The sequence below is a fragment of the Aurantimonas endophytica genome, assembly GCF_014196845.1.
In the GTDB taxonomy this organism is placed as follows: Bacteria; Pseudomonadota; Alphaproteobacteria; order Rhizobiales; family Rhizobiaceae; genus Aurantimonas; species Aurantimonas endophytica.
Genome location: NZ_JACIEM010000006.1, coordinates 316888 through 332962, shown reverse-complemented (window position 1 = coordinate 332962; position 16075 = coordinate 316888). Strand labels below are relative to the sequence as shown.

Below are 16075 nucleotides of genomic sequence, written 5' to 3'. Positions count from 1 at the left end.
GATCAGGGACTTAATCGAAAATGCCGGAATTGCCAGAGGTCGAGACCGTCCGCCGCGGACTCGTCGACGTGATGGAGGGCGCGCGCATCGATCATGTCGTCCTGTCGCGGCCGGATCTGCGCTTCCCGTTGCCGGAGCGCTTCGCCGAAAGGCTGGCAGGCAGACGCATCGAAGCGCTTGGGCGGCGGGCGAAATATCTCCTCGTGGAGATCGAGGGCGGGCTGCTGCTGGCGATGCATCTCGGCATGTCGGGCTCGTTCCGCATCGAGAGCCCGGAGGGCGCCGTCGTGCCCGGCGTCTTCGCGCATCCGCGGTCAGCCGAGCGCCTGCACGACCATGTGCGCTTCGACCTGACGACCAGCGACGGTACCTCGGCAAGCATCGTGTTCAACGACCCGCGCCGCTTCGGCTACATGAGCCTGATCGAACGCGAGGCTTTCGAAGCGCATCCGCATTTCGCCGGCCTCGGGATCGAGCCCACCGGCAACGAATTGTCGGGCGCAGTGCTGGCGCCGTTCTTCGCCGGCCGCGCGGCGCCGCTCAAGGCCGTGCTGCTCGACCAGCGGGTGATCGCCGGGCTCGGCAATATCTATGTCTGCGAGGCGCTGTGGCGGGCGCGACTGTCGCCGCGACGCGCCGCCGGCACCGTCGTGCGCAAGGACGGAACGGCCAGCCAGCGGCTGGACCGGTTGGCGGAGGAGATCCGGGCGACGATCGCGGATGCGATCGCCGCCGGCGGATCGTCGCTGCGCGACTATCGCCAGGCCGACGGGTCACTCGGCTATTTCCAGCACAGCTTCGCGGTCTATGGGCGCGAGGACGAGCCGTGCAAGCGGGACGATTGCCGGGGCGTCGTCCGGCGCATCGTCCAGTCCGGCCGCTCGACCTTCTTTTGCCCCGTCTGCCAGCGCTGAGCGTTACCGGCGCAGCGCCACCAGCGCGAACATCGCCCCCTGCGGATCGAGGCACTGGCCGATCCAGGCGCCGCCCGGCACCTGCATCGGTTCGTTGATCAGCGTGCCGCCGCCGGCCGTGACGCGTTCCAGCGCTGAATCGAGCGCCTCGACGTTGAAGTAATAGAGCCAGAAACTGGCGGGCATCTCCGGCAGACGGGTCATCATGCCGCCGATCGCGTCACCGCCGTCCCTGGGGGCGAATATCTGGTAGGTACCCATCGGCCCCATGTCGATCGCCTCGGTGCGCACCCAGCCGAACAGTTCGGCATAGAAGGCGAAGGCGGCATCGAGCTCGCCGGCCATCAGCTCGTGCCAGCCGACATGGCCGGGCACCATCCGCTGCCGCGTCGGGCCGTCATCGTCGTTCGGCTTGAACAGTGCGAAGGCCGCACCGTCCGGCGCGGCGACCACGGCGAAGCGGCCGATCGAAGGGATGTCGGAAGCGGCGCGATGGACCAGCCCGCCGAGCTCCGTCACCCGCCGCGCCGTCGCATCGACGTCGTCGACATAGACATAACCGATCCAACCCGGGCTGGCACCGGCATCGCGCATTTCCGCCGACAGTTCCATCAGGCCAGCGACGGGCACGCCGGCCGCCTTGAATGTCGTGTAGGCCATTCCCTCGACGCTCGTGTCGTCCGCGGTCCACCCGACGACCTCGCGATAGAAGCCCTCCGCCGCCTTCGCGTCCGGCGTCATGAGTTCGCACCAGATAAAGTCACCCTGTTGCATGCGCCGTCCCTCTCCCTTTGCCTTGCGTTGTCCGGCGAGTTCCTTGCCGGAGCCGGCTGCGGATCATTCCGCCGCGACGCCCTGCGGCGCGCGCTGCTCATATTCGTCGTGACGGCGCACGAAATCCATCGTCTCGTCCTCGTTGCGCCCCTTCGGCGCGCGGTCGAGGATCATCAGCGTGCCGATCAGCTCCTCCGGGCCGCGCCCGTAGCTGGAATAGGTATGGAAGACCCTACCGCTCGCGTCCTTCGCGAAGGCGCTGAGACCGGGCAGCTCCGGCGCGGCCCGGTCGGCGGGGATCTCCTCGAAATTGTAGCGGACTGCCCCTGAAGCCAGCTCCTCCTCGCTGAACGAGACGTGGAAATCGCGGTTGAAGTCGCTGCCCATCGAGGAAACCCACGGGAAGCGCCAGCCCATGCGACGCTTGTAGGCTTCGAGCTTTTCCAGCGGCGCGCGGGACACGGCCACGAGCGTCACGTCGTGGTGGTTGAGATGCGCCAGGGTGCCGTCGAGATGATCGGCGAGGAACGAGCAGCCCGGGCAGCCCGCCTCCCAGTCCGGCCCGAACATGAAATGATAGACCACCAGCTGACTGCGGCCGTCGAAGAGATCGGCGAGGCGCTGCTCGCCGTGCGGCGTCGAGAAGCGGTAGTCCGCCTCGACCGCCACCCAGGGCAGATCGAGGCGCCGGACGCGGTTCTCATCGCGCATCCGGGTCTCGGCCTTCTCGCTGGCGAGGAGCGCCAGGCGGGCGGCGAGCCATTCTTCACGTGTTGCGATGCGGATCGGCTGCATGAAATCCTCCTGATCAGCGAACCGTCTCATTCTCCCTTTGTGTTGATATCAACCCTTTTCGCTTCTGTCAAAGCCGGCCGGCGCTCCGGGAGCCGATGCCGGCTCTCCGGGAGCGGCTAGCAATCCCCGCTTTTTTGGCCTATATGCGGCAGGCGCCGACTGACCTCGTGTCCGTCCGCGTATTCATGGCCCTCGCTGGACGACATCCCGGCCAAGGGCGACCGAACCCTCACGACTTCCAAGAAAGGGATTTCGATGTCGATCACGCTTGAGCGTAAAGCAGAGCTCATGAAGGAATACGGCACCAAGGAAGGCGACACCGGTTCGCCGGAAGTCCAGGTGGCGATCCTCACCGAGCGCATCAACAATCTGACCGGTCACTTCAAGGACCACAAGAAGGACAACCACTCGCGTCGTGGCCTTCTGAAGATGGTCTCGCAGCGCCGCCGCCTCCTCGACTATCTGAAGTCGCGGGAAGAAGAGCGCTACCAGACGCTTATCGGCCGCCTCAGCCTGCGCCGCTAACCAATTTAGCTCCGGCGGGCCCTGGATGAAACCGGGGCCCGCCGGTCGCATTTCGGCGCTCCTCAAGAGCGCCACAGCCCCGGATATCGCGAAACAGTCGCGGCGTCCGACCACCGAACGGTCATGGGGCAGGATTGCCGGATGCTTCCGGAAAACGTGGTGGCCAGGCCACCGCGGCGGAACCGAGAAGGGTTCCCGCGAAGCCTCCCGTCGTCTTGCCCATGACGCGTTTCGACCACGAAACGCGCTCCGGCTCCGGTGCCCCAGGCGGGCACCACGGAGCGCAGGATGAAAAGGCAAGAACATGTTCAACACCCACAAGGTGGAAATCGACTGGGCGGGACGTCCGCTCACCCTCGAGACCGGCAAGATCGCCCGCCAGGCCGACGGCGCCGTGCTCGCGACCTACGGCGAGACCGTCGTGCTCGCGACGGTCGTGTCCGAGAAGCAGCCGAAGCAGGGCTTCGACTTCTTCCCGCTGACCGTCAACTACCAGGAGAAGACCTTCGCCGCGGGCAAGATCCCGGGCGGCTTCTTCAAGCGCGAAGGCCGTCCTTCCGAGAAGGAGACGCTGACGTCGCGCCTCATCGACCGTCCGATCCGCCCGCTCTTCGCCGAAGGCTACAAGAACGACACGCAGGTCGTCCTCACCGTCCTGCAGCATGACCTCGAGAACGACCCGGACGTCGTCGCGATGGTCGCCGCTTCCGCCGCCCTGACGCTGTCGGGCGTGCCGTTCATGGGCCCGATCGGCGGCGCCCGCGTCGGCTACATCAACGGCGAGTACAAGCTGAACCCGCATGTCGACGAGATGGGCGAGTCGAAGCTCGACCTGATCGTCGCCGGCACCGAGGACGCCGTGCTGATGGTGGAATCGGAAGCCCACGAGCTGGCCGAGGACGTCATGCTCGGCGCCGTGATGTTCGGCCACCGCGGCTTCCAGCCGGTGATCGACGCGATCATCAAGCTTGCCGAGCACGCCGCCAAGGAGCCCCGCGACCACCAGGTTCCCGACCGTTCGGCGCTCGAGCAGGAAATGCTCTCGCTGGTCGAGGGCGAGCTGCGCGACGCCTACAAGAACACCGACAAGATGGCCCGCTACGCCGCCGTCGACGCCGTCAAGGCGAAGGTCATGGCGCATTTTCTGCCCGAGGGCGAAGAACCCAAGGCTCCCAAGGAAGTCGTCGGCGCCGTCTTCAAGTCGCTGCAGGCCAAGATCGTCCGCTGGAACATCCTCGACACCGGCAACCGCATCGACGGCCGCGACCTGAAGACGGTCCGCGCCATCGTGTCGGAGGCGGGCGTCCTGCCGCGCACCCATGGTTCGGCGCTGTTCACCCGCGGCGAGACCCAGGCGCTGGTCGTCGCCACGCTGGGCACCGGCGAGGACGAGCAGTTCGTCGACGCGCTGACCGGGACCTACAAGGAGCGCTTCCTGCTCCATTACAACTTCCCTCCCTACTCGGTCGGCGAGACCGGCCGCATGGGTTCGCCCGGCCGTCGCGAGATCGGCCACGGCAAGCTCGCCTGGCGCGCCCTGCGCCCGATCCTGCCGGCACCGGAGCAGTTCCCCTACACGATCCGTGCCGTCTCCGAGATCACCGAGTCGAACGGCTCGTCCTCGATGGCGACGGTCTGCGGCACCTCGCTTGCCCTGATGGATGCGGGCGTCCCGCTGACCCGTTCGGTCGCCGGCATCGCCATGGGCCTGATCAAGGAAGACGAGCGCTTCGCGGTGCTGTCGGACATCCTGGGTGACGAGGATCATCTCGGCGACATGGACTTCAAGGTCGCCGGCACCTCGGAGGGCATCACCGCCCTGCAGATGGACATCAAGATCCAGGGCATTACCGAGGAGATCATGCAGATCGCCCTCGACCAGGCCAAGGGCGGCCGCCTGCACATTCTCGACGAGATGGCCAAGGCGCTGTCGACCAACCGCGCCGAGCTCGGCGAGTTCGCGCCGCGCATCGAGGTCATGCAGATCCCGACCGACAAGATCCGCGACGTCATCGGCGCCGGCGGCAAGATCATCCGCGAGATCGTCGAGAAGACCGGCGCCAAGATCAACATCGAGGACGACGGCACGGTGAAGATCGCGTCGGCCTCCGGCAAGGAGATCGAGGCGGCCAAGAAGTGGATCCACTCGATCGTCGCCGAGCCGGAAGTCGGTGAGATCTACGAGGGCACGGTGGTGAAGACCGTCGAATTCGGCGCCTTCGTCAACTTCTTCGGGGCCCGCGACGGCCTCGTGCACATCAGCCAGCTCGGCGCCGAGCGCGTCGCCAAGACGACCGACGTCGTCAAGGAAGGCCAGAAGGTCTGGGTCAAGCTGATGGGCTTCGACGAGCGCGGCAAGGTCCGCCTCTCGATGAAGGTCGTCGACCAGGCGACCGGCCAGGAAATCGCCGGCGACAAGGCCGAAGACGCGGCCTGATCGGCCCCATCTTCACTTCGCATGATGAAAGGCGTGCCCCTTGGGGCGCGCCTTTTTTCGTGTGTCGCTGGGGTAGCGGCGAGGCAGGACCGGCCTGCCTCCACGGCGTCGCACCGCTTAGCGACGGCGCCAGGCATCTGCCTGTATCAGGCGGATCACCTGGGTCGCATCGACGCTCAGCGGCAGTCTGGCCGCGTGCTCGACCTGCTCGCGAGTGAGGCCCGTGACGTCGGCGAGGATATGCCCGTCGACCCGCAGCAGCGTGTTGAACGCATCCCGCTGCAGTCGTTGCCGGCGCCGCTCGACGGTCCAAGACTTGAGCCGCGTGACGAGACCGGAAGCCGGCAGATCCGCCTCTTCGTCGCCGAGGCGGGGGTCGTAAAGGGATCTGAACATGAGAACCTCCAATTGCTGTTGGTGGCAATATGAGGTTTCCTCATTGATTTGAGAAACGAGAAACTGTAACCCTGTCGTCGAGTTTTTCTAACAGGTTGCACATGTTCCGGGCCCTTCCCAATCTCGACATGGATCTCGCGCGGACGGTCGTGGCGATCGCCGATACCGGAAACTTCTCGCGCGCCGCCGAGCGGGTGCATCGCAGCCCCTCCGCCGTCAGCCTGCAGGTCAAGAAGCTCGAGGACATGGTCGGCCGCGACCTGTTCCGGCGCGACGCCCGCAGCGTGGCGCTGACACCGGATGGCGAGATCTTCCTCGGCTATGCGCGCCGGCTGCTGAAGCTCAACGACGAGGCGTTTACCCGGTTCACGGAATCCGCCTGCTGCGAGGGCAGCGTGCGGCTCGGCGTGCCGAACGATGCCGGCATAATCGCCATCCCCGACATTCTGCGGCGCTTCGCCGAGACTCATCCGCGGGTCGAGGTGGCGGTGCTGCTGGACCGCACGGTGGAGCTGCAGCGGCTGTGCGCGAACGGCGAACTCGACATCGCGATCCATGCCAGCGACGCCGCTGCCGACGGCCCGAACGTCATCCACACCGAGCCGCTGGTATGGATCGGCGCGCGGGGCGGCATGGCGGCGGAGACCCGGCCCTTGCCACTGGCGCTCGCCGATCACGGCTGTTCCTGGCGCGCCGTGGCGCTGGACGCGCTCGACCGGGCCGGAATCGACTACCGCCTCGCCTATCGCAGCGAGTTCTGCCAGGGCCAGATCGCGGCGGTGGCCGCCGATCTCGCCATCGCGCCGCTGCCGCTCAGCGTCGTCTCGGACAGCCTGGTGCGGCTCGGCCCCGAACGCGGGCTGCCGCAGCTCGGCTCCTACCGGATGACGCTCGCCCGGCGGGATGGCGTCGGGGCTGTGGCGGAAGCGCTGGCCGAGCATGTCGCCGCGAGCTTCCGCTCGATTGGCGAGCGCGGCACGCGGCTGTTCGCCTGAGGCGCTTTCAGGCCCGCGCGTGGATCGCGCAAGCCCCGCGCGTCATTGTCGTGCGACGGCAGGTGCGGCCAACGGAGAAAGCATGATGTCGGCGCTGCTGATCCGCCTCTTTGCGGCGATCCTTCTCGGCCTGACCTTCAGCCAGTCGGTCGAGTTCACCCAGCAATATCTGCAGCGGCTGGGCGGCGCGGCGGACGAGCTTCGGCAGATCGTCGCCCGGTTCGACGAGAGCGCCCGCAGCTTCGCCCTGTCGCGCCAGGAGGCGCTGGAGCGACTGCGGACCAATGCCGACACGCTCGTCGTGCGGCAGGGCGCCGATGCCGCCACCACGATAGCGCGGTTCGAGGATGTCGAGCGGCGCTACCGCGATCTGATCGAGGCCGCGCCGCTGTCGCGCCCGTTCATCGCCGCCGGCGACCCGGACTGGGCGATCGCCCGGCGGACCGGCGAGGACTACCGCCCGGCGCTGCCGGTGTCGCTGGAGGGCCTCCTGCTGACGCTTGCCGGCTTCGGGCTCGGCTGGGCCTTCGGGGCAAGCTGCCACGGCGCGGTACGCATGCGGCGACGGCGGCGGGCGAATCGGATTCCGTACGGGTGAGGCGGGCGCCACGCTCTCAGCGGCGGACGGCGGCGGCTTGGCACGGGTCCTCGGGTCAAGCCCGAGGATGACGCCGTGAGAAACGCCGGCACCCACTCGCTGAAACTGCGGTAGGCCGACGCAGGGAGACCGACTGCCCGGCCGGCTGCGTGATTGCGCGAGTAATTCGTGGCCACCGTTGACACTGCCGGCCCGCACCCACAGATTCACCCCATCCAAGGGGAGTTCCGGCAGGGAACTGAGAGGCCACCCATGTGCGTGGCGACCCTTCGAACCTGATCCAGTTTGCACTGGCGGAGGGATGGTGTCGGCGACCCCCGATCGGCGGGTCATGCACGGTATTTTCATCCTATTCGTCAGCACGCGAACCCGACAAAAGGCGGAGGACGCGATGCACGCCAGCCATTCGGGCACATCCGGCACGGGACCGGCCTGACCATGCGCATCGCCATCATCGGCGCCGGCGCCGCGGGGCTGGTCACCGCGGCACGGCTCGCCGAGCGGGGCCTGACGGCCGAGATATTCGAAGCCTCCGACCGTCTCGGCGCGGGCGCGGCGTCATGGCTCGCCGGCGGCATGCTCGCCCCGTACTGCGAGGCCGAGGACGCCGGCCCCGGCATCATTGCCCCCGGGCTTGCCGGGATCGACTGGTGGTCGACGAACGTACCCCGCGTCGAGCGCGGCGGCACGCTGGTGGTCGCACCCTGGCGGGACCGCAGCGACCTCGCCCGGTTCGCCCGCCGCACGCGCGGTCACGAGCGGATCGGGTCTGACCGGATCGCGATGCTGGAGCCGGATCTGGCCGGTCGCTTCAGCGAGGCGCTGTTCTTCCCCGAGGAAGCCCATCTCGACCCGCGCCTTGCGCTGGAGAGCCTTGCCGCCCGCGTCAGCCGATCCGGCGGCCCCGTCCGTTTCGGCGCTTCCGTCGACGCCGCGACGCTCGATCATGACTTTGTCGTCGATTGCCGCGGTTTCGCGGCGGCCGAAGAAACGCCGGCGCTGCGGCCGGTGCGGGGCGAGATGCTGATCCTGAAGAGCGACGACCTGTCGCTGTCGCGCCCTGTCCGGCTGCTGCATCCGCGCTGGCCGGTCTATGTCGTGCCGCGCGGCGACGGGTTGTTCATGGTCGGCGCTACCGTCGTGGAAAGCGACGACCGGCGCGGCGTCACCGCACGCGGGATGGTGGATCTCCTCAACGCGGCCTATGCGCTGCACCCCGCCTTTGCCGAGGCGGAGATCGTCGAGACCGGCAGCGGCCTGCGCCCCGCCTTCCCCGACAATCTGCCGCGCGTTTCCCGGCACGGGCGCGTCGTCACCGTCAACGGGCTCTACCGCCACGGCTTCCTGCTCTCCCCGGCAGTGGCGGAGGAGGCCGTCACCCACATTCTCGGCGAAGGATTGAAGGCAGCATCATGAACATAATCGTCAATGGCGAGGCGCAGCACGTCCTCGCCCCGACGCTCGATGCCCTGCTCCTGGAGCTCGGCTACGAGGGAGCGATCGTCGCGACCGCCCTCAACCGCGATTTCGTGCCACGCGAGGCGCGCGCCGACACGCCGATTGCCGAGGGCGACGCTGTCGAGATCATCGCCCCGATGAAGGGAGGCTGAGCCATATGGACGGATCCGCAACCATGCCGGACGGCATGGACATCTACGGCACGCGACTTGGCTCGCGGCTGATGCTCGGCACGTCGCTCTACCCCTCGCCGCAGATTCTCTCGGACTCGGTGAAAGCCGCCGACGTCGGGGTGGTAACGGTTTCGCTGCGCCGTGAGTCCGGCACAGGCCGTGCCGGCCAGGCCTTCTGGTCGCTGATCCGCGAACTCGGCGTGAAGGTACTGCCGAACACCGCCGGCTGCCACTCGGCGCGCGAGGCGGTGACGACGGCGCAGATGGCCCGCGAGGTGTTCGCCACCGACTGGATCAAGCTGGAAGTCGTGCGCGACGCCGAGACGCTGCAGCCCGACGTGTTCGGGCTGGTCGAGGCGGCGCGGATCCTCGTTGCGGACGGCTTCAAGGTGCTGCCCTACACGGTCGAGGATCTGTCGGTCGCCGACAGGCTGGTGGAGGCCGGGTGCCGCGTGCTGATGCCGTGGGGCGCGCCGATCGGCTCCGGGCTCGGGCTCAACAACCGCTACGGGCTGCGGCAGTTGCGGGCCTATTTCCCGGAGCTGACGCTGATCGTCGACGCGGGGCTCGGCCTGCCGTCGCATGCCGCCGCCGCGATGGAGCTCGGCTATGACGGCGTGCTGCTCAACACCGCGGTCGCCCGCGCCGGCGACCCGGTCGCGATGGCGCGCGCCTTCGCGACGGCGGTCGAGGCCGGGCGACTTGCCTGGTGCGCCGACCCGATGGACCCGCGTGACATGGCAGCGCCCTCGACGCCGACCTTCGGACAGGCGATGCTGGGCGGCGGCGAATGACCCGGCTCGACCCGTTCTACCTGATCGTCGACGATGCGGAGACGGCCGAGCTTCTGGTGCCGGTCGGGGTGAAGCTCCTGCAGCTGCGCGCCAAGGACATGGATCCGGAGAGGCTCCGCGATGCGGTGCGGCGGACGAAGGCGGTGTGCACCGTCCATGGCTGCACGCTGGTCGTCAACGATCACTGGCAGCTGGCGATCGAGGAAGGCTGCGACTTCGTGCATCTCGGCCAGGAGGACCTGGCGGAGGCCGATCTTGTCGCAATACGGGCGGCGGGGCTGCGGCTCGGGATCAGCACGCACGACCGCGCGGAACTCGCCACCGCGCTTGCCGCGGCGCCGGACTATGTCGCGCTCGGCCCGATCTGGGAGACCAAGCTCAAGGCGATGAAATGGGCGCCGCAGACGCCGGCCCGGCTGACGCGGTGGCGCGAGCAGGTCGGCGACCTGCCGCTCGTGGCGATCGGCGGCATCACCGCCGAGAACCTGCCGCAAGTCTTCGAGGCGGGCGCCGACGTCGCCGCCGTCGTCACCGACGTGACGCGCCATGCCGACCCGGAAGCGCGGACGCGGCAATGGCTGGCGGCAACGGCCCCGTGGCGGTGAGCCGATCGCCGGAGCCGCCAGCAAGTTCGCCCAGCCCCATCGGCAGCATCCGCCTTAGCGACCGCTGACGAGGCTGGTAGGTCGCCGCCTAGCCGGCCTCGTCCACGATGGTTTCGAAGCCGCCGAAGATCATCCGCTGGCCGTCGAAAGGCATGTCGGCTTCCATCTTGATCTCGGGATCTTCCCTGAACGCTGCCATGCCGGCATCGCGCGTCGCCTTGTCCGGCCAGGCGATCCAGGAAAACACCACGACCTCTCCCTCCTTGGCCTTCACGGCGCCGCGGAAGTCGGTGACCTTGCCGTCCGGCACGTCGTCGCCCCAGCATTCCACCAGGCGCTTGGCGCCGTGCTTCATGAATAACGGTGCGACCTTCGCGGCCAGGGCGCGATAGGCCTCCCGGTTCTCGGCCGGGACGGGCACCACGAATCCGTCGATATAGTCCATGCTCTTCCTCCCTGATCTTTACCGGCGCGCCTGCTCAGCAGTTCACGCCGCCTGCGTTTCCTCATTTCCCGCCACCGCGGCAGGATCCATCCATACCGGCTCCCAGATGTGGCCGTCCGGATCCTCGAAACTGCGATTGTACATGAAGCCGTGGTCCTGGGGCGGCACCGGGTCGGCCGATCCCCCGGCGCTCGCGGCGGCGTCCACCATCGCGTCCACCTCCGAGCGGCTGTCGGTGGACAGGGCGATCAGCACCTCGCTGGTGGCGCGGGCGTCGGCGATCGCCTTGGGGGTGAAGGCGCCGAACTTGGCATGGGTGAGGATCATCACGTGGATCGTGTCCGAGAACACCATGCAGGCCGCGGTGTCGTCGGAGAATTGCGGGTTACGCCTCGCGCCGATGGCCTCGTAGAAGGCAATGGATCGGTCGAGATCGGCGACCGGCAGGTTCACGAAAATCATCTGGGCCAAAGGTTCGTCCTCCTCAGCGTGGCGATCATGATGTCAGGGGTGAAGGTCGGTGGCGGCGAGACCGCTGCCGTCCATCTTCATCGGCACGGAATGGTGCTCGTGCAGCAGCGACCAGCCGTCGGGGCCGCGCTTCAGGCAGAGGGTCGACCGGTACCAGAGGTCGATCGGTCCCTCGCCGCGCTTCACGCCGCGCATCCGGCTGAGACCGTGGGCGAAGGCGATGTCGCCCTCGACGACCACTGTCGGCTCCGGCATCACCACCGAGACCGGGCCATCCCACGTCGCCAACCACTCTTCCATGCCGGCGGTGTCGCGGGCCGGCGCCCCGGCCAGCTGCAGCGGCGGCGCGAGGTCGAAGGTCACCACGTCCTTTGCCATCGCAGCCATGGCGCGGGCCGTGTCGCCGGCGCGGACGGCGTCGTTCCGCGCGTCGATCAGGTCGCGTATGGCGCGTGCTTCCATCCCTGCCATGACCCGCACTCCTCCTCGGGTTTCATTTGCTAGTCATGCCTCATCAAGTTATAAATGGCAACCATGAAGTTAGAAAAAATAACTGCACTTCCTGACGGCCCTCGACGCCGCCACTACGACGATTCCTGCGCAGCGGCTCATGCCCTCGATCTGGTCGGCGAGCGCTGGGCGCTGCTGGTGATGCGGGAGCTGTTCTGGGGACCGAAGCGGTTCAGCGCGTTGCGCGCCAGCCTGCCGGGGATCAGCGCCAACGTCCTGACGCAGCGGCTGGAGGGGCTCGAAGCCGCCGGGATTTTGATCCGTCGCAAGTTGCCGCCGCCTTCCGGGGCGCAGGTCTACGAACTGACGGAGTGGGGATACGAGAGCGAGCCGATCTTCCAGGCCCTCGGCCGCTGGGCGGCGCGTTCGCCGAGCCACGACCCGACGCTGCCGTTCAGCGCCGCCTCGCTGCTCCTGTCGCTGCGCACGATGCTGGATCCACAGCGCGCCGGCGGTCTCGACGCGCGCATCGGCTTTGCGCTGGGGGCGGAGAGCTTCGTCGCGCATCTGGCAAACGGAGAGATCGACATCGAGCCGGGTCCGACCGAGGGCGCGGACGTCGTCTTCGCCGGTCCGCCGCCGATGATCGCGGCCGCGATCTATGGCGGGCAGGACCTGGGGGCGCTGGAGGCGGAGGGTTGTCTAGCGGTGGGCGGCGACAGAAGGCTCGCCGAACGCTTCGTCAGCCTGTTTCCGCTGCCGCCAAAGGCAGTGCTACCGGGCTGACCGGGGAGCACCGGCGGGCGCACGCCTCCTATTTGACGTCGTCGGGTATCTCGTCGCCCTCGACGATCGCCTTGCGGTGCTCCTGCGCCTTCAGCTCGTCCAGCGAGGGCATCGACATGATGTTGTAGCCGGAATCGACGTAATGGATCTCGCCCGTGACGCCGTTGGCGAGATCCGACATGAGGTAGAGCACGGCGCCGCCGACCTCCTCGATCGTCGTGTTGCGCCGCATCGGCGCGTTGCGCCGCTGGAAATTGAACATCAGCCGCGCGTCGGAGACGCCGGCACCGGCGAGCGTGCGGACCGGTCCGGCGGAGACGGCGTTGATGCGGATGTTGCGCGGGCCGAAATCCGCCGCGAGATAGCGCACCGACGCCTCGAGCGCCGCCTTGGCGACGCCCATGACGTTGTAGTTGGGCATGACGCGGACGGCGCCGCCGTAGGTCATGGTGACCATCGAGCCGCCATTCGTCATGATCGCCGCCGCCCGCCTGGCGACCTCGGTGAAGGAGAAGCAGGAGATCAGCATGGTGCGCGAAAAATTCTCGCGCGTCGTGTCGGCGTAGAGGCCCTTCAGCTCCGACTTGTCCGAGAAGGCGATGGCATGAAGCACGAAGTCGATCGTGCCCCATTCCGCCTTCAGCGTCTCGAAGACCTGGTCGAGGGAAGCCGTGTCCTCGACGTCGCAGGGGATCACCAGCCTGCTGCCGATTTCGGCCGCCAGCGGCCGCACGCGGCGGCCGAACGCCTCGCCCTGATAGGTGAGCGCGATCTCCGCGCCCTGCGCCGACAGCGCCTTGGCAGCGCCCCACGCAATGGAGTTGTGGTTCGCGACGCCCATGATGAGGCCTCGCTTGCCAGCCATAAGATCGCCCATGGTGCCCCTTCCGTTCATCAGTCCGCGACGCGCTGGAACACGAGGCAGGCATTGGTCCCGCCGAAGCCGAACGAGTTCGACAGGATGCGGTCGAGCTTCACGCCGTCCCGCCGCTCGCGCACGATCGGGAGGTCGGCGAACTCCGGATCGATCGCGTCGATATGCGCGCTTCCGGCGATGAAGCCGTGCTTCATCATCAGCAGCGAGTAGATGGCTTCGTGGACGCCGGTGGCGCCCTGCGAATGGCCGGTCAGCGACTTGGTGCCCGAAATCGGCGGGATGGCCGAGCCGAACACTTCCCGGATCGCCTGGACTTCCATCCGGTCGCCCACGACCGTCGAAGTGGCGTGCGGATTGATGTAGTCGATCGGTCCTGAGAGACCCGCGATCGCCTGCTGCATGCAGCGTACCGCCCCTTCGCCAGACGGGGCGACCATGTCGGCGCCGTCGGAGGTGGCGCCGTAGCCGACGATCTCCGCCAGGATGTTGGCGCCGCGGGCCTTCGCCCGCTCGTATTCCTCCAGCACCAGGACGCCGGCGCCGCCGGCGATGACGAAGCCGTCGCGGTCCTTGTCATAGGCGCGGCTGGCGACGTCCGGACGGTCGTTGAAGTCCGAGGAGAGCGCGCCCATCGCATCGAACAGCACCGACAGCGTCCAGTGCAGATCCTCGCAGCCGCCGGCGAACATCACGTCCTGCTTGCCCCACTGGATCATCTCGGCGGCGTTGCCGATGCAATGGCTCGAGGTCGAGCAGGCCGAGGAGATCGAATAGTTGACGCCCCGGATCTTGAACCAGGTCGCCAGCGTCGCCGAGGCGGTGGAGGACATGGCCTTCGGCACGGCGGTCGGGCCGATGCGCTTCGGGCCCTTCTCACGCGTCGTGTCGGCGGCCTGGACGATGGTCGCCGTCGAGGCGCCGCCGGAGCCCATGATGATGCCGGTGCGCTCGTTGGAGATGTCCTCGGGCGACAGGCCCGCATCGGCGATCGCCTGGTCCATCGCGACGTGGTTCCACGCGGTGCCGCCGCCATGGAAGCGCATCGCCCGCCTGTCGAGAACGGTCGTCGGGTCGAGGCTCGGCCGACCGTGGACATGGCTGCGGAAGCCCAGCTCCTTGTATTCCGGCGCAAAGCTGATGCCGGAGCGGCCTTCTTTCAGCGATTGCGTCACCTCCTCGGCATTGTTGCCGATCGAGGAAACGATACCCATGCCGGTCACGACCACGCGTCTCATTGTCCGCCCCCTTTTCCCGCCGCGATCGAGCCCATCAGCCGGTCGCCGAGGCTTCGCCATCGGCATCGGCAAACAGGCCGACCCTGAGGTCGCTGGCGCGGTAGATGACCTCGCCATCGGCCTTCATCCAGCCATGGGCGATACCAAGCTTCAGCTTCGAGCGCATGACACGGCGGAACTCGACGCCGTATTCGACGAGCTTGACCTTCGGCGTCACCTGGCCGGTGAACTTCACCTCGCCGACCCCGAGGGCGCGGCCGCGCCCGGGCTCGCCGAGCCAGCCGAGATAGAAGCCGGTCAGTTGCCAGAGGGCATCGAGGCCGAGGCAGCCGGGCATGACCGGGTCGCCCTCGAAATGGCAGCCGAAGAACCAGAGGTCCGGATTGACGTCGAATTCGGCGCGGATCATGCCCTTGCCGAACTCGCCACCGCTCTCGTTCACCTCGGTTATGCGATCGAACATCAGCATCGGTGGCAGAGGAAGCTGCGCGTTACCCGACCCGAAGAGCTGCCCGTGACCACAGGCGATGAGATCGTCGTAGTCGAATGCGGTCTTTTGCGTCGCCATGTTCCGTCGTGTCCGCCCTCATGTGCGCGGCCATCTGTGGGCCGCTGTCGCGCTGGCCCTTAGCATGGCTGTCGCTGCGCTGGAAACCTTCCCCCCAGATCCGACACCGGCGAAGGGGGCGCCGAATTGCCGGCCCGGCGCCAAATATGGTCGCCGCATGTGTTTTTCGATAGGGTGTCGTCTCTTCGTTACAAATGGCCCGGAAATCGACGGAGCAACGCCAGCCCATGAACAAGCATGCCCCGCTGCCGATCGGTGCCGCCGTCCTTGTGGCGGCCGCCTTGGCGACGGCTGCGCCGGCCGGTGCGCAGAACTGGACCGTGTCGGGGCAGACGGCCGGGCTGACGGTGGGCGGGTCGTTCACCGGGCTGTCGCTGACCTGCGTGACACGCGGCCGCGTCGAGCTGGCCTTCTCCGGCTTTCCCGCCCATCTGCCGACCGGGGGCGCCTACACGGTGCCCGTCAGCGTCGACGGCACGGCGTTCCTCTTCGAGGCGCAGGCGCGCGACGGCGGCAGCCGCGACTTCTCGAACCTCGTGCATGCGGCACCGATGGCCGAACTGACGACACTGCTGGACGCGCTGGCACAGGGGCGTGCGGCGGAAGTGTCGAGCCCTGCCGGCCGTTACGTCGTGCCGCTCGCGGGCTCGGGTCGGGCCGTCGAGACGTTCCGGCAGCGTTGCGGCTGAACCGGCGCCAGGCAGCAGCCCGGGCGATCAATCTGGCCACGGACGGGGCCGACCGGTCAAAGCATTTGTGGCGAAAGGCGTTGTGCCTTA

20 protein-coding genes and 1 riboswitch are annotated in these 16075 nt (G+C 67.8%); of the genes, 11 read left to right on the top strand and 9 right to left on the bottom strand.

Going from position 1 to position 16075, the window contains the following annotated elements; all coding sequences use genetic code 11:
• Positions 1 to 20 precede the first annotated feature (20 nt).
• Complete coding sequence (gene mutM, locus GGR03_RS21960; protein ID WP_183210920.1) at positions 21 to 914, top strand: bifunctional DNA-formamidopyrimidine glycosylase/DNA-(apurinic or apyrimidinic site) lyase; 894 nt, start codon at positions 21 to 23, stop codon at positions 912 to 914.
• 3 nt (positions 915 to 917) lie between these two features.
• Here mutM and GGR03_RS21955 read toward each other — a convergent pair whose 3' ends face one another.
• A complete protein-coding gene (locus GGR03_RS21955; protein ID WP_183210919.1) occupies positions 918 to 1688 on the bottom strand; it encodes a VOC family protein in 771 nt (256 codons plus the stop codon).
• A gap of 63 nt (positions 1689 to 1751) precedes the next feature.
• Positions 1752 to 2483 carry a DUF899 domain-containing protein gene (locus GGR03_RS21950; RefSeq protein WP_183210918.1) on the bottom strand — a complete coding sequence of 244 codons (732 nt, stop codon included), beginning with the start codon at positions 2481 to 2483 and terminating at the stop codon, positions 1752 to 1754.
• Between the two features lie 255 nt (positions 2484 to 2738).
• On the opposite strand from GGR03_RS21950, the gene rpsO reads away from it, so the two are divergent.
• Together rpsO and pnp are read left to right on the top strand one after the other, a co-directional pair.
• Positions 2739 to 3008, top strand: a complete 270-nt coding sequence (gene rpsO, locus GGR03_RS21945; RefSeq protein WP_163043103.1) for a 30S ribosomal protein S15 — start codon at positions 2739 to 2741, stop codon at positions 3006 to 3008.
• A gap of 304 nt (positions 3009 to 3312) precedes the next feature.
• Entirely contained in the window at positions 3313 to 5445 is a 2133-nt protein-coding gene (gene pnp / locus GGR03_RS21940) for a polyribonucleotide nucleotidyltransferase (protein WP_183210917.1), read from the top strand.
• A gap of 117 nt (positions 5446 to 5562) precedes the next feature.
• On the opposite strand, the gene GGR03_RS21935 is transcribed toward pnp, so the two are convergent.
• Positions 5563 to 5841, bottom strand: a complete 279-nt coding sequence (locus tag GGR03_RS21935) for a hypothetical protein (RefSeq protein ID WP_183210916.1) — start codon at positions 5839 to 5841, stop codon at positions 5563 to 5565.
• 101 nt (positions 5842 to 5942) lie between these two features.
• On the opposite strand from GGR03_RS21935, the gene GGR03_RS21930 reads away from it, so the two are divergent.
• From GGR03_RS21930 to GGR03_RS21905, 6 genes are all read left to right on the top strand, one after another.
• Positions 5943 to 6836 (top strand): LysR substrate-binding domain-containing protein, encoded by an 894-nt coding sequence (locus tag GGR03_RS21930; protein ID WP_183210915.1) that lies wholly within the window; start codon positions 5943 to 5945, stop codon positions 6834 to 6836.
• A gap of 82 nt (positions 6837 to 6918) precedes the next feature.
• On the top strand, positions 6919 to 7434 hold the full coding sequence (locus GGR03_RS21925) for a DUF2937 family protein (RefSeq protein WP_183210914.1): 516 nt from the start codon (positions 6919 to 6921) through the stop codon (positions 7432 to 7434).
• 208 nt (positions 7435 to 7642) lie between these two features.
• A riboswitch (TPP riboswitch) is annotated at positions 7643 to 7753 on the top strand.
• Between the two features lie 119 nt (positions 7754 to 7872).
• Positions 7873 to 8850, top strand: coding sequence for an FAD-dependent oxidoreductase (locus GGR03_RS21920; protein WP_183210913.1), 978 nt, complete (start codon positions 7873 to 7875; stop codon positions 8848 to 8850).
• Positions 8847 to 9044: a sulfur carrier protein ThiS gene (gene thiS, locus GGR03_RS21915; protein ID WP_183210912.1), complete on the top strand. Its 198-nt coding sequence runs from the start codon at positions 8847 to 8849 to the stop codon at positions 9042 to 9044. Before GGR03_RS21920 ends, thiS begins: the two co-directional genes overlap by 4 nt.
• Positions 9045 to 9079: 35 nt before the next feature.
• On the top strand, positions 9080 to 9859 hold the full coding sequence (locus GGR03_RS21910; RefSeq protein WP_183211087.1) for a thiazole synthase: 780 nt from the start codon (positions 9080 to 9082) through the stop codon (positions 9857 to 9859).
• Complete coding sequence (locus tag GGR03_RS21905) at positions 9856 to 10464, top strand: thiamine phosphate synthase (RefSeq protein ID WP_183210911.1); 609 nt, start codon at positions 9856 to 9858, stop codon at positions 10462 to 10464. Before GGR03_RS21910 ends, GGR03_RS21905 begins: the two co-directional genes overlap by 4 nt.
• A gap of 88 nt (positions 10465 to 10552) precedes the next feature.
• Here GGR03_RS21905 and GGR03_RS21900 read toward each other — a convergent pair whose 3' ends face one another.
• From GGR03_RS21900 to GGR03_RS21890, 3 genes are read right to left on the bottom strand one after another with little or no spacing between them, the layout of a single operon-like run.
• Positions 10553 to 10909, bottom strand: a complete 357-nt coding sequence (locus tag GGR03_RS21900; RefSeq protein WP_183210910.1) for a DUF1428 domain-containing protein — start codon at positions 10907 to 10909, stop codon at positions 10553 to 10555.
• A 42-nt stretch (positions 10910 to 10951) separates the two neighbouring features.
• A complete protein-coding gene (locus GGR03_RS21895; RefSeq protein WP_183210909.1) occupies positions 10952 to 11380 on the bottom strand; it encodes a VOC family protein in 429 nt (142 codons plus the stop codon).
• A 33-nt stretch (positions 11381 to 11413) separates the two neighbouring features.
• Positions 11414 to 11851: a YybH family protein gene (locus GGR03_RS21890; protein WP_183210908.1), complete on the bottom strand. Its 438-nt coding sequence runs from the start codon at positions 11849 to 11851 to the stop codon at positions 11414 to 11416.
• 63 nt (positions 11852 to 11914) lie between these two features.
• On the opposite strand from GGR03_RS21890, the gene GGR03_RS21885 reads away from it, so the two are divergent.
• A complete protein-coding gene (locus GGR03_RS21885) occupies positions 11915 to 12616 on the top strand; it encodes a winged helix-turn-helix transcriptional regulator (protein WP_183211086.1) in 702 nt (233 codons plus the stop codon).
• A 28-nt stretch (positions 12617 to 12644) separates the two neighbouring features.
• On the opposite strand, the gene fabI is transcribed toward GGR03_RS21885, so the two are convergent.
• From fabI to fabA, 3 genes are read right to left on the bottom strand one after another with little or no spacing between them, the layout of a single operon-like run.
• Positions 12645 to 13493, bottom strand: coding sequence for an enoyl-ACP reductase FabI (fabI, locus tag GGR03_RS21880; protein WP_183210907.1), 849 nt, complete (start codon positions 13491 to 13493; stop codon positions 12645 to 12647).
• A 17-nt stretch (positions 13494 to 13510) separates the two neighbouring features.
• Complete coding sequence (gene fabB, locus GGR03_RS21875; protein ID WP_183210906.1) at positions 13511 to 14728, bottom strand: beta-ketoacyl-ACP synthase I; 1218 nt, start codon at positions 14726 to 14728, stop codon at positions 13511 to 13513.
• A 34-nt stretch (positions 14729 to 14762) separates the two neighbouring features.
• Positions 14763 to 15296, bottom strand: a complete 534-nt coding sequence (gene fabA / locus GGR03_RS21870) for a 3-hydroxyacyl-[acyl-carrier-protein] dehydratase FabA (protein ID WP_183210905.1) — start codon at positions 15294 to 15296, stop codon at positions 14763 to 14765.
• Between the two features lie 227 nt (positions 15297 to 15523).
• On the opposite strand from fabA, the gene GGR03_RS21865 reads away from it, so the two are divergent.
• A complete protein-coding gene (locus GGR03_RS21865; RefSeq protein WP_183210904.1) occupies positions 15524 to 15985 on the top strand; it encodes a hypothetical protein in 462 nt (153 codons plus the stop codon).
• Positions 15986 to 16075 lie beyond the last annotated feature (90 nt).

What these genes read in the sequence shown, in the direction of transcription:
- mutM (WP_183210920.1), top strand. Translation starts at nt 21, where the DNA reads ATGCCGGAATTGCCAGAGGTCGAGACCGTCCGCCGCGGACTCGTCGAC.
- GGR03_RS21955 (WP_183210919.1), bottom strand. Translation starts at nt 1,688, where the DNA reads ATGCAACAGGGTGACTTTATCTGGTGCGAACTCATGACGCCGGACGCG.
- GGR03_RS21950 (WP_183210918.1), bottom strand. Translation starts at nt 2,483, where the DNA reads ATGCAGCCGATCCGCATCGCAACACGTGAAGAATGGCTCGCCGCCCGC.
- rpsO (WP_163043103.1), top strand. Translation starts at nt 2,739, where the DNA reads ATGTCGATCACGCTTGAGCGTAAAGCAGAGCTCATGAAGGAATACGGC.
- pnp (WP_183210917.1), top strand. Translation starts at nt 3,313, where the DNA reads ATGTTCAACACCCACAAGGTGGAAATCGACTGGGCGGGACGTCCGCTC.
- GGR03_RS21935 (WP_183210916.1), bottom strand. Translation starts at nt 5,841, where the DNA reads ATGTTCAGATCCCTTTACGACCCCCGCCTCGGCGACGAAGAGGCGGAT.
- GGR03_RS21930 (WP_183210915.1), top strand. Translation starts at nt 5,943, where the DNA reads ATGTTCCGGGCCCTTCCCAATCTCGACATGGATCTCGCGCGGACGGTC.
- GGR03_RS21925 (WP_183210914.1), top strand. Translation starts at nt 6,919, where the DNA reads ATGATGTCGGCGCTGCTGATCCGCCTCTTTGCGGCGATCCTTCTCGGC.
- GGR03_RS21920 (WP_183210913.1), top strand. Translation starts at nt 7,873, where the DNA reads ATGCGCATCGCCATCATCGGCGCCGGCGCCGCGGGGCTGGTCACCGCG.
- thiS (WP_183210912.1), top strand. Translation starts at nt 8,847, where the DNA reads ATGAACATAATCGTCAATGGCGAGGCGCAGCACGTCCTCGCCCCGACG.
- GGR03_RS21910 (WP_183211087.1), top strand. Translation starts at nt 9,080, where the DNA reads ATGGACATCTACGGCACGCGACTTGGCTCGCGGCTGATGCTCGGCACG.
- GGR03_RS21905 (WP_183210911.1), top strand. Translation starts at nt 9,856, where the DNA reads ATGACCCGGCTCGACCCGTTCTACCTGATCGTCGACGATGCGGAGACG.
- GGR03_RS21900 (WP_183210910.1), bottom strand. Translation starts at nt 10,909, where the DNA reads ATGGACTATATCGACGGATTCGTGGTGCCCGTCCCGGCCGAGAACCGG.
- GGR03_RS21890 (WP_183210908.1), bottom strand. Translation starts at nt 11,851, where the DNA reads ATGGCAGGGATGGAAGCACGCGCCATACGCGACCTGATCGACGCGCGG.
- GGR03_RS21885 (WP_183211086.1), top strand. Translation starts at nt 11,915, where the DNA reads ATGAAGTTAGAAAAAATAACTGCACTTCCTGACGGCCCTCGACGCCGC.
- fabI (WP_183210907.1), bottom strand. Translation starts at nt 13,493, where the DNA reads ATGGGCGATCTTATGGCTGGCAAGCGAGGCCTCATCATGGGCGTCGCG.
- fabB (WP_183210906.1), bottom strand. Translation starts at nt 14,728, where the DNA reads ATGAGACGCGTGGTCGTGACCGGCATGGGTATCGTTTCCTCGATCGGC.
- fabA (WP_183210905.1), bottom strand. Translation starts at nt 15,296, where the DNA reads ATGGCGACGCAAAAGACCGCATTCGACTACGACGATCTCATCGCCTGT.
- GGR03_RS21865 (WP_183210904.1), top strand. Translation starts at nt 15,524, where the DNA reads ATGAACAAGCATGCCCCGCTGCCGATCGGTGCCGCCGTCCTTGTGGCG.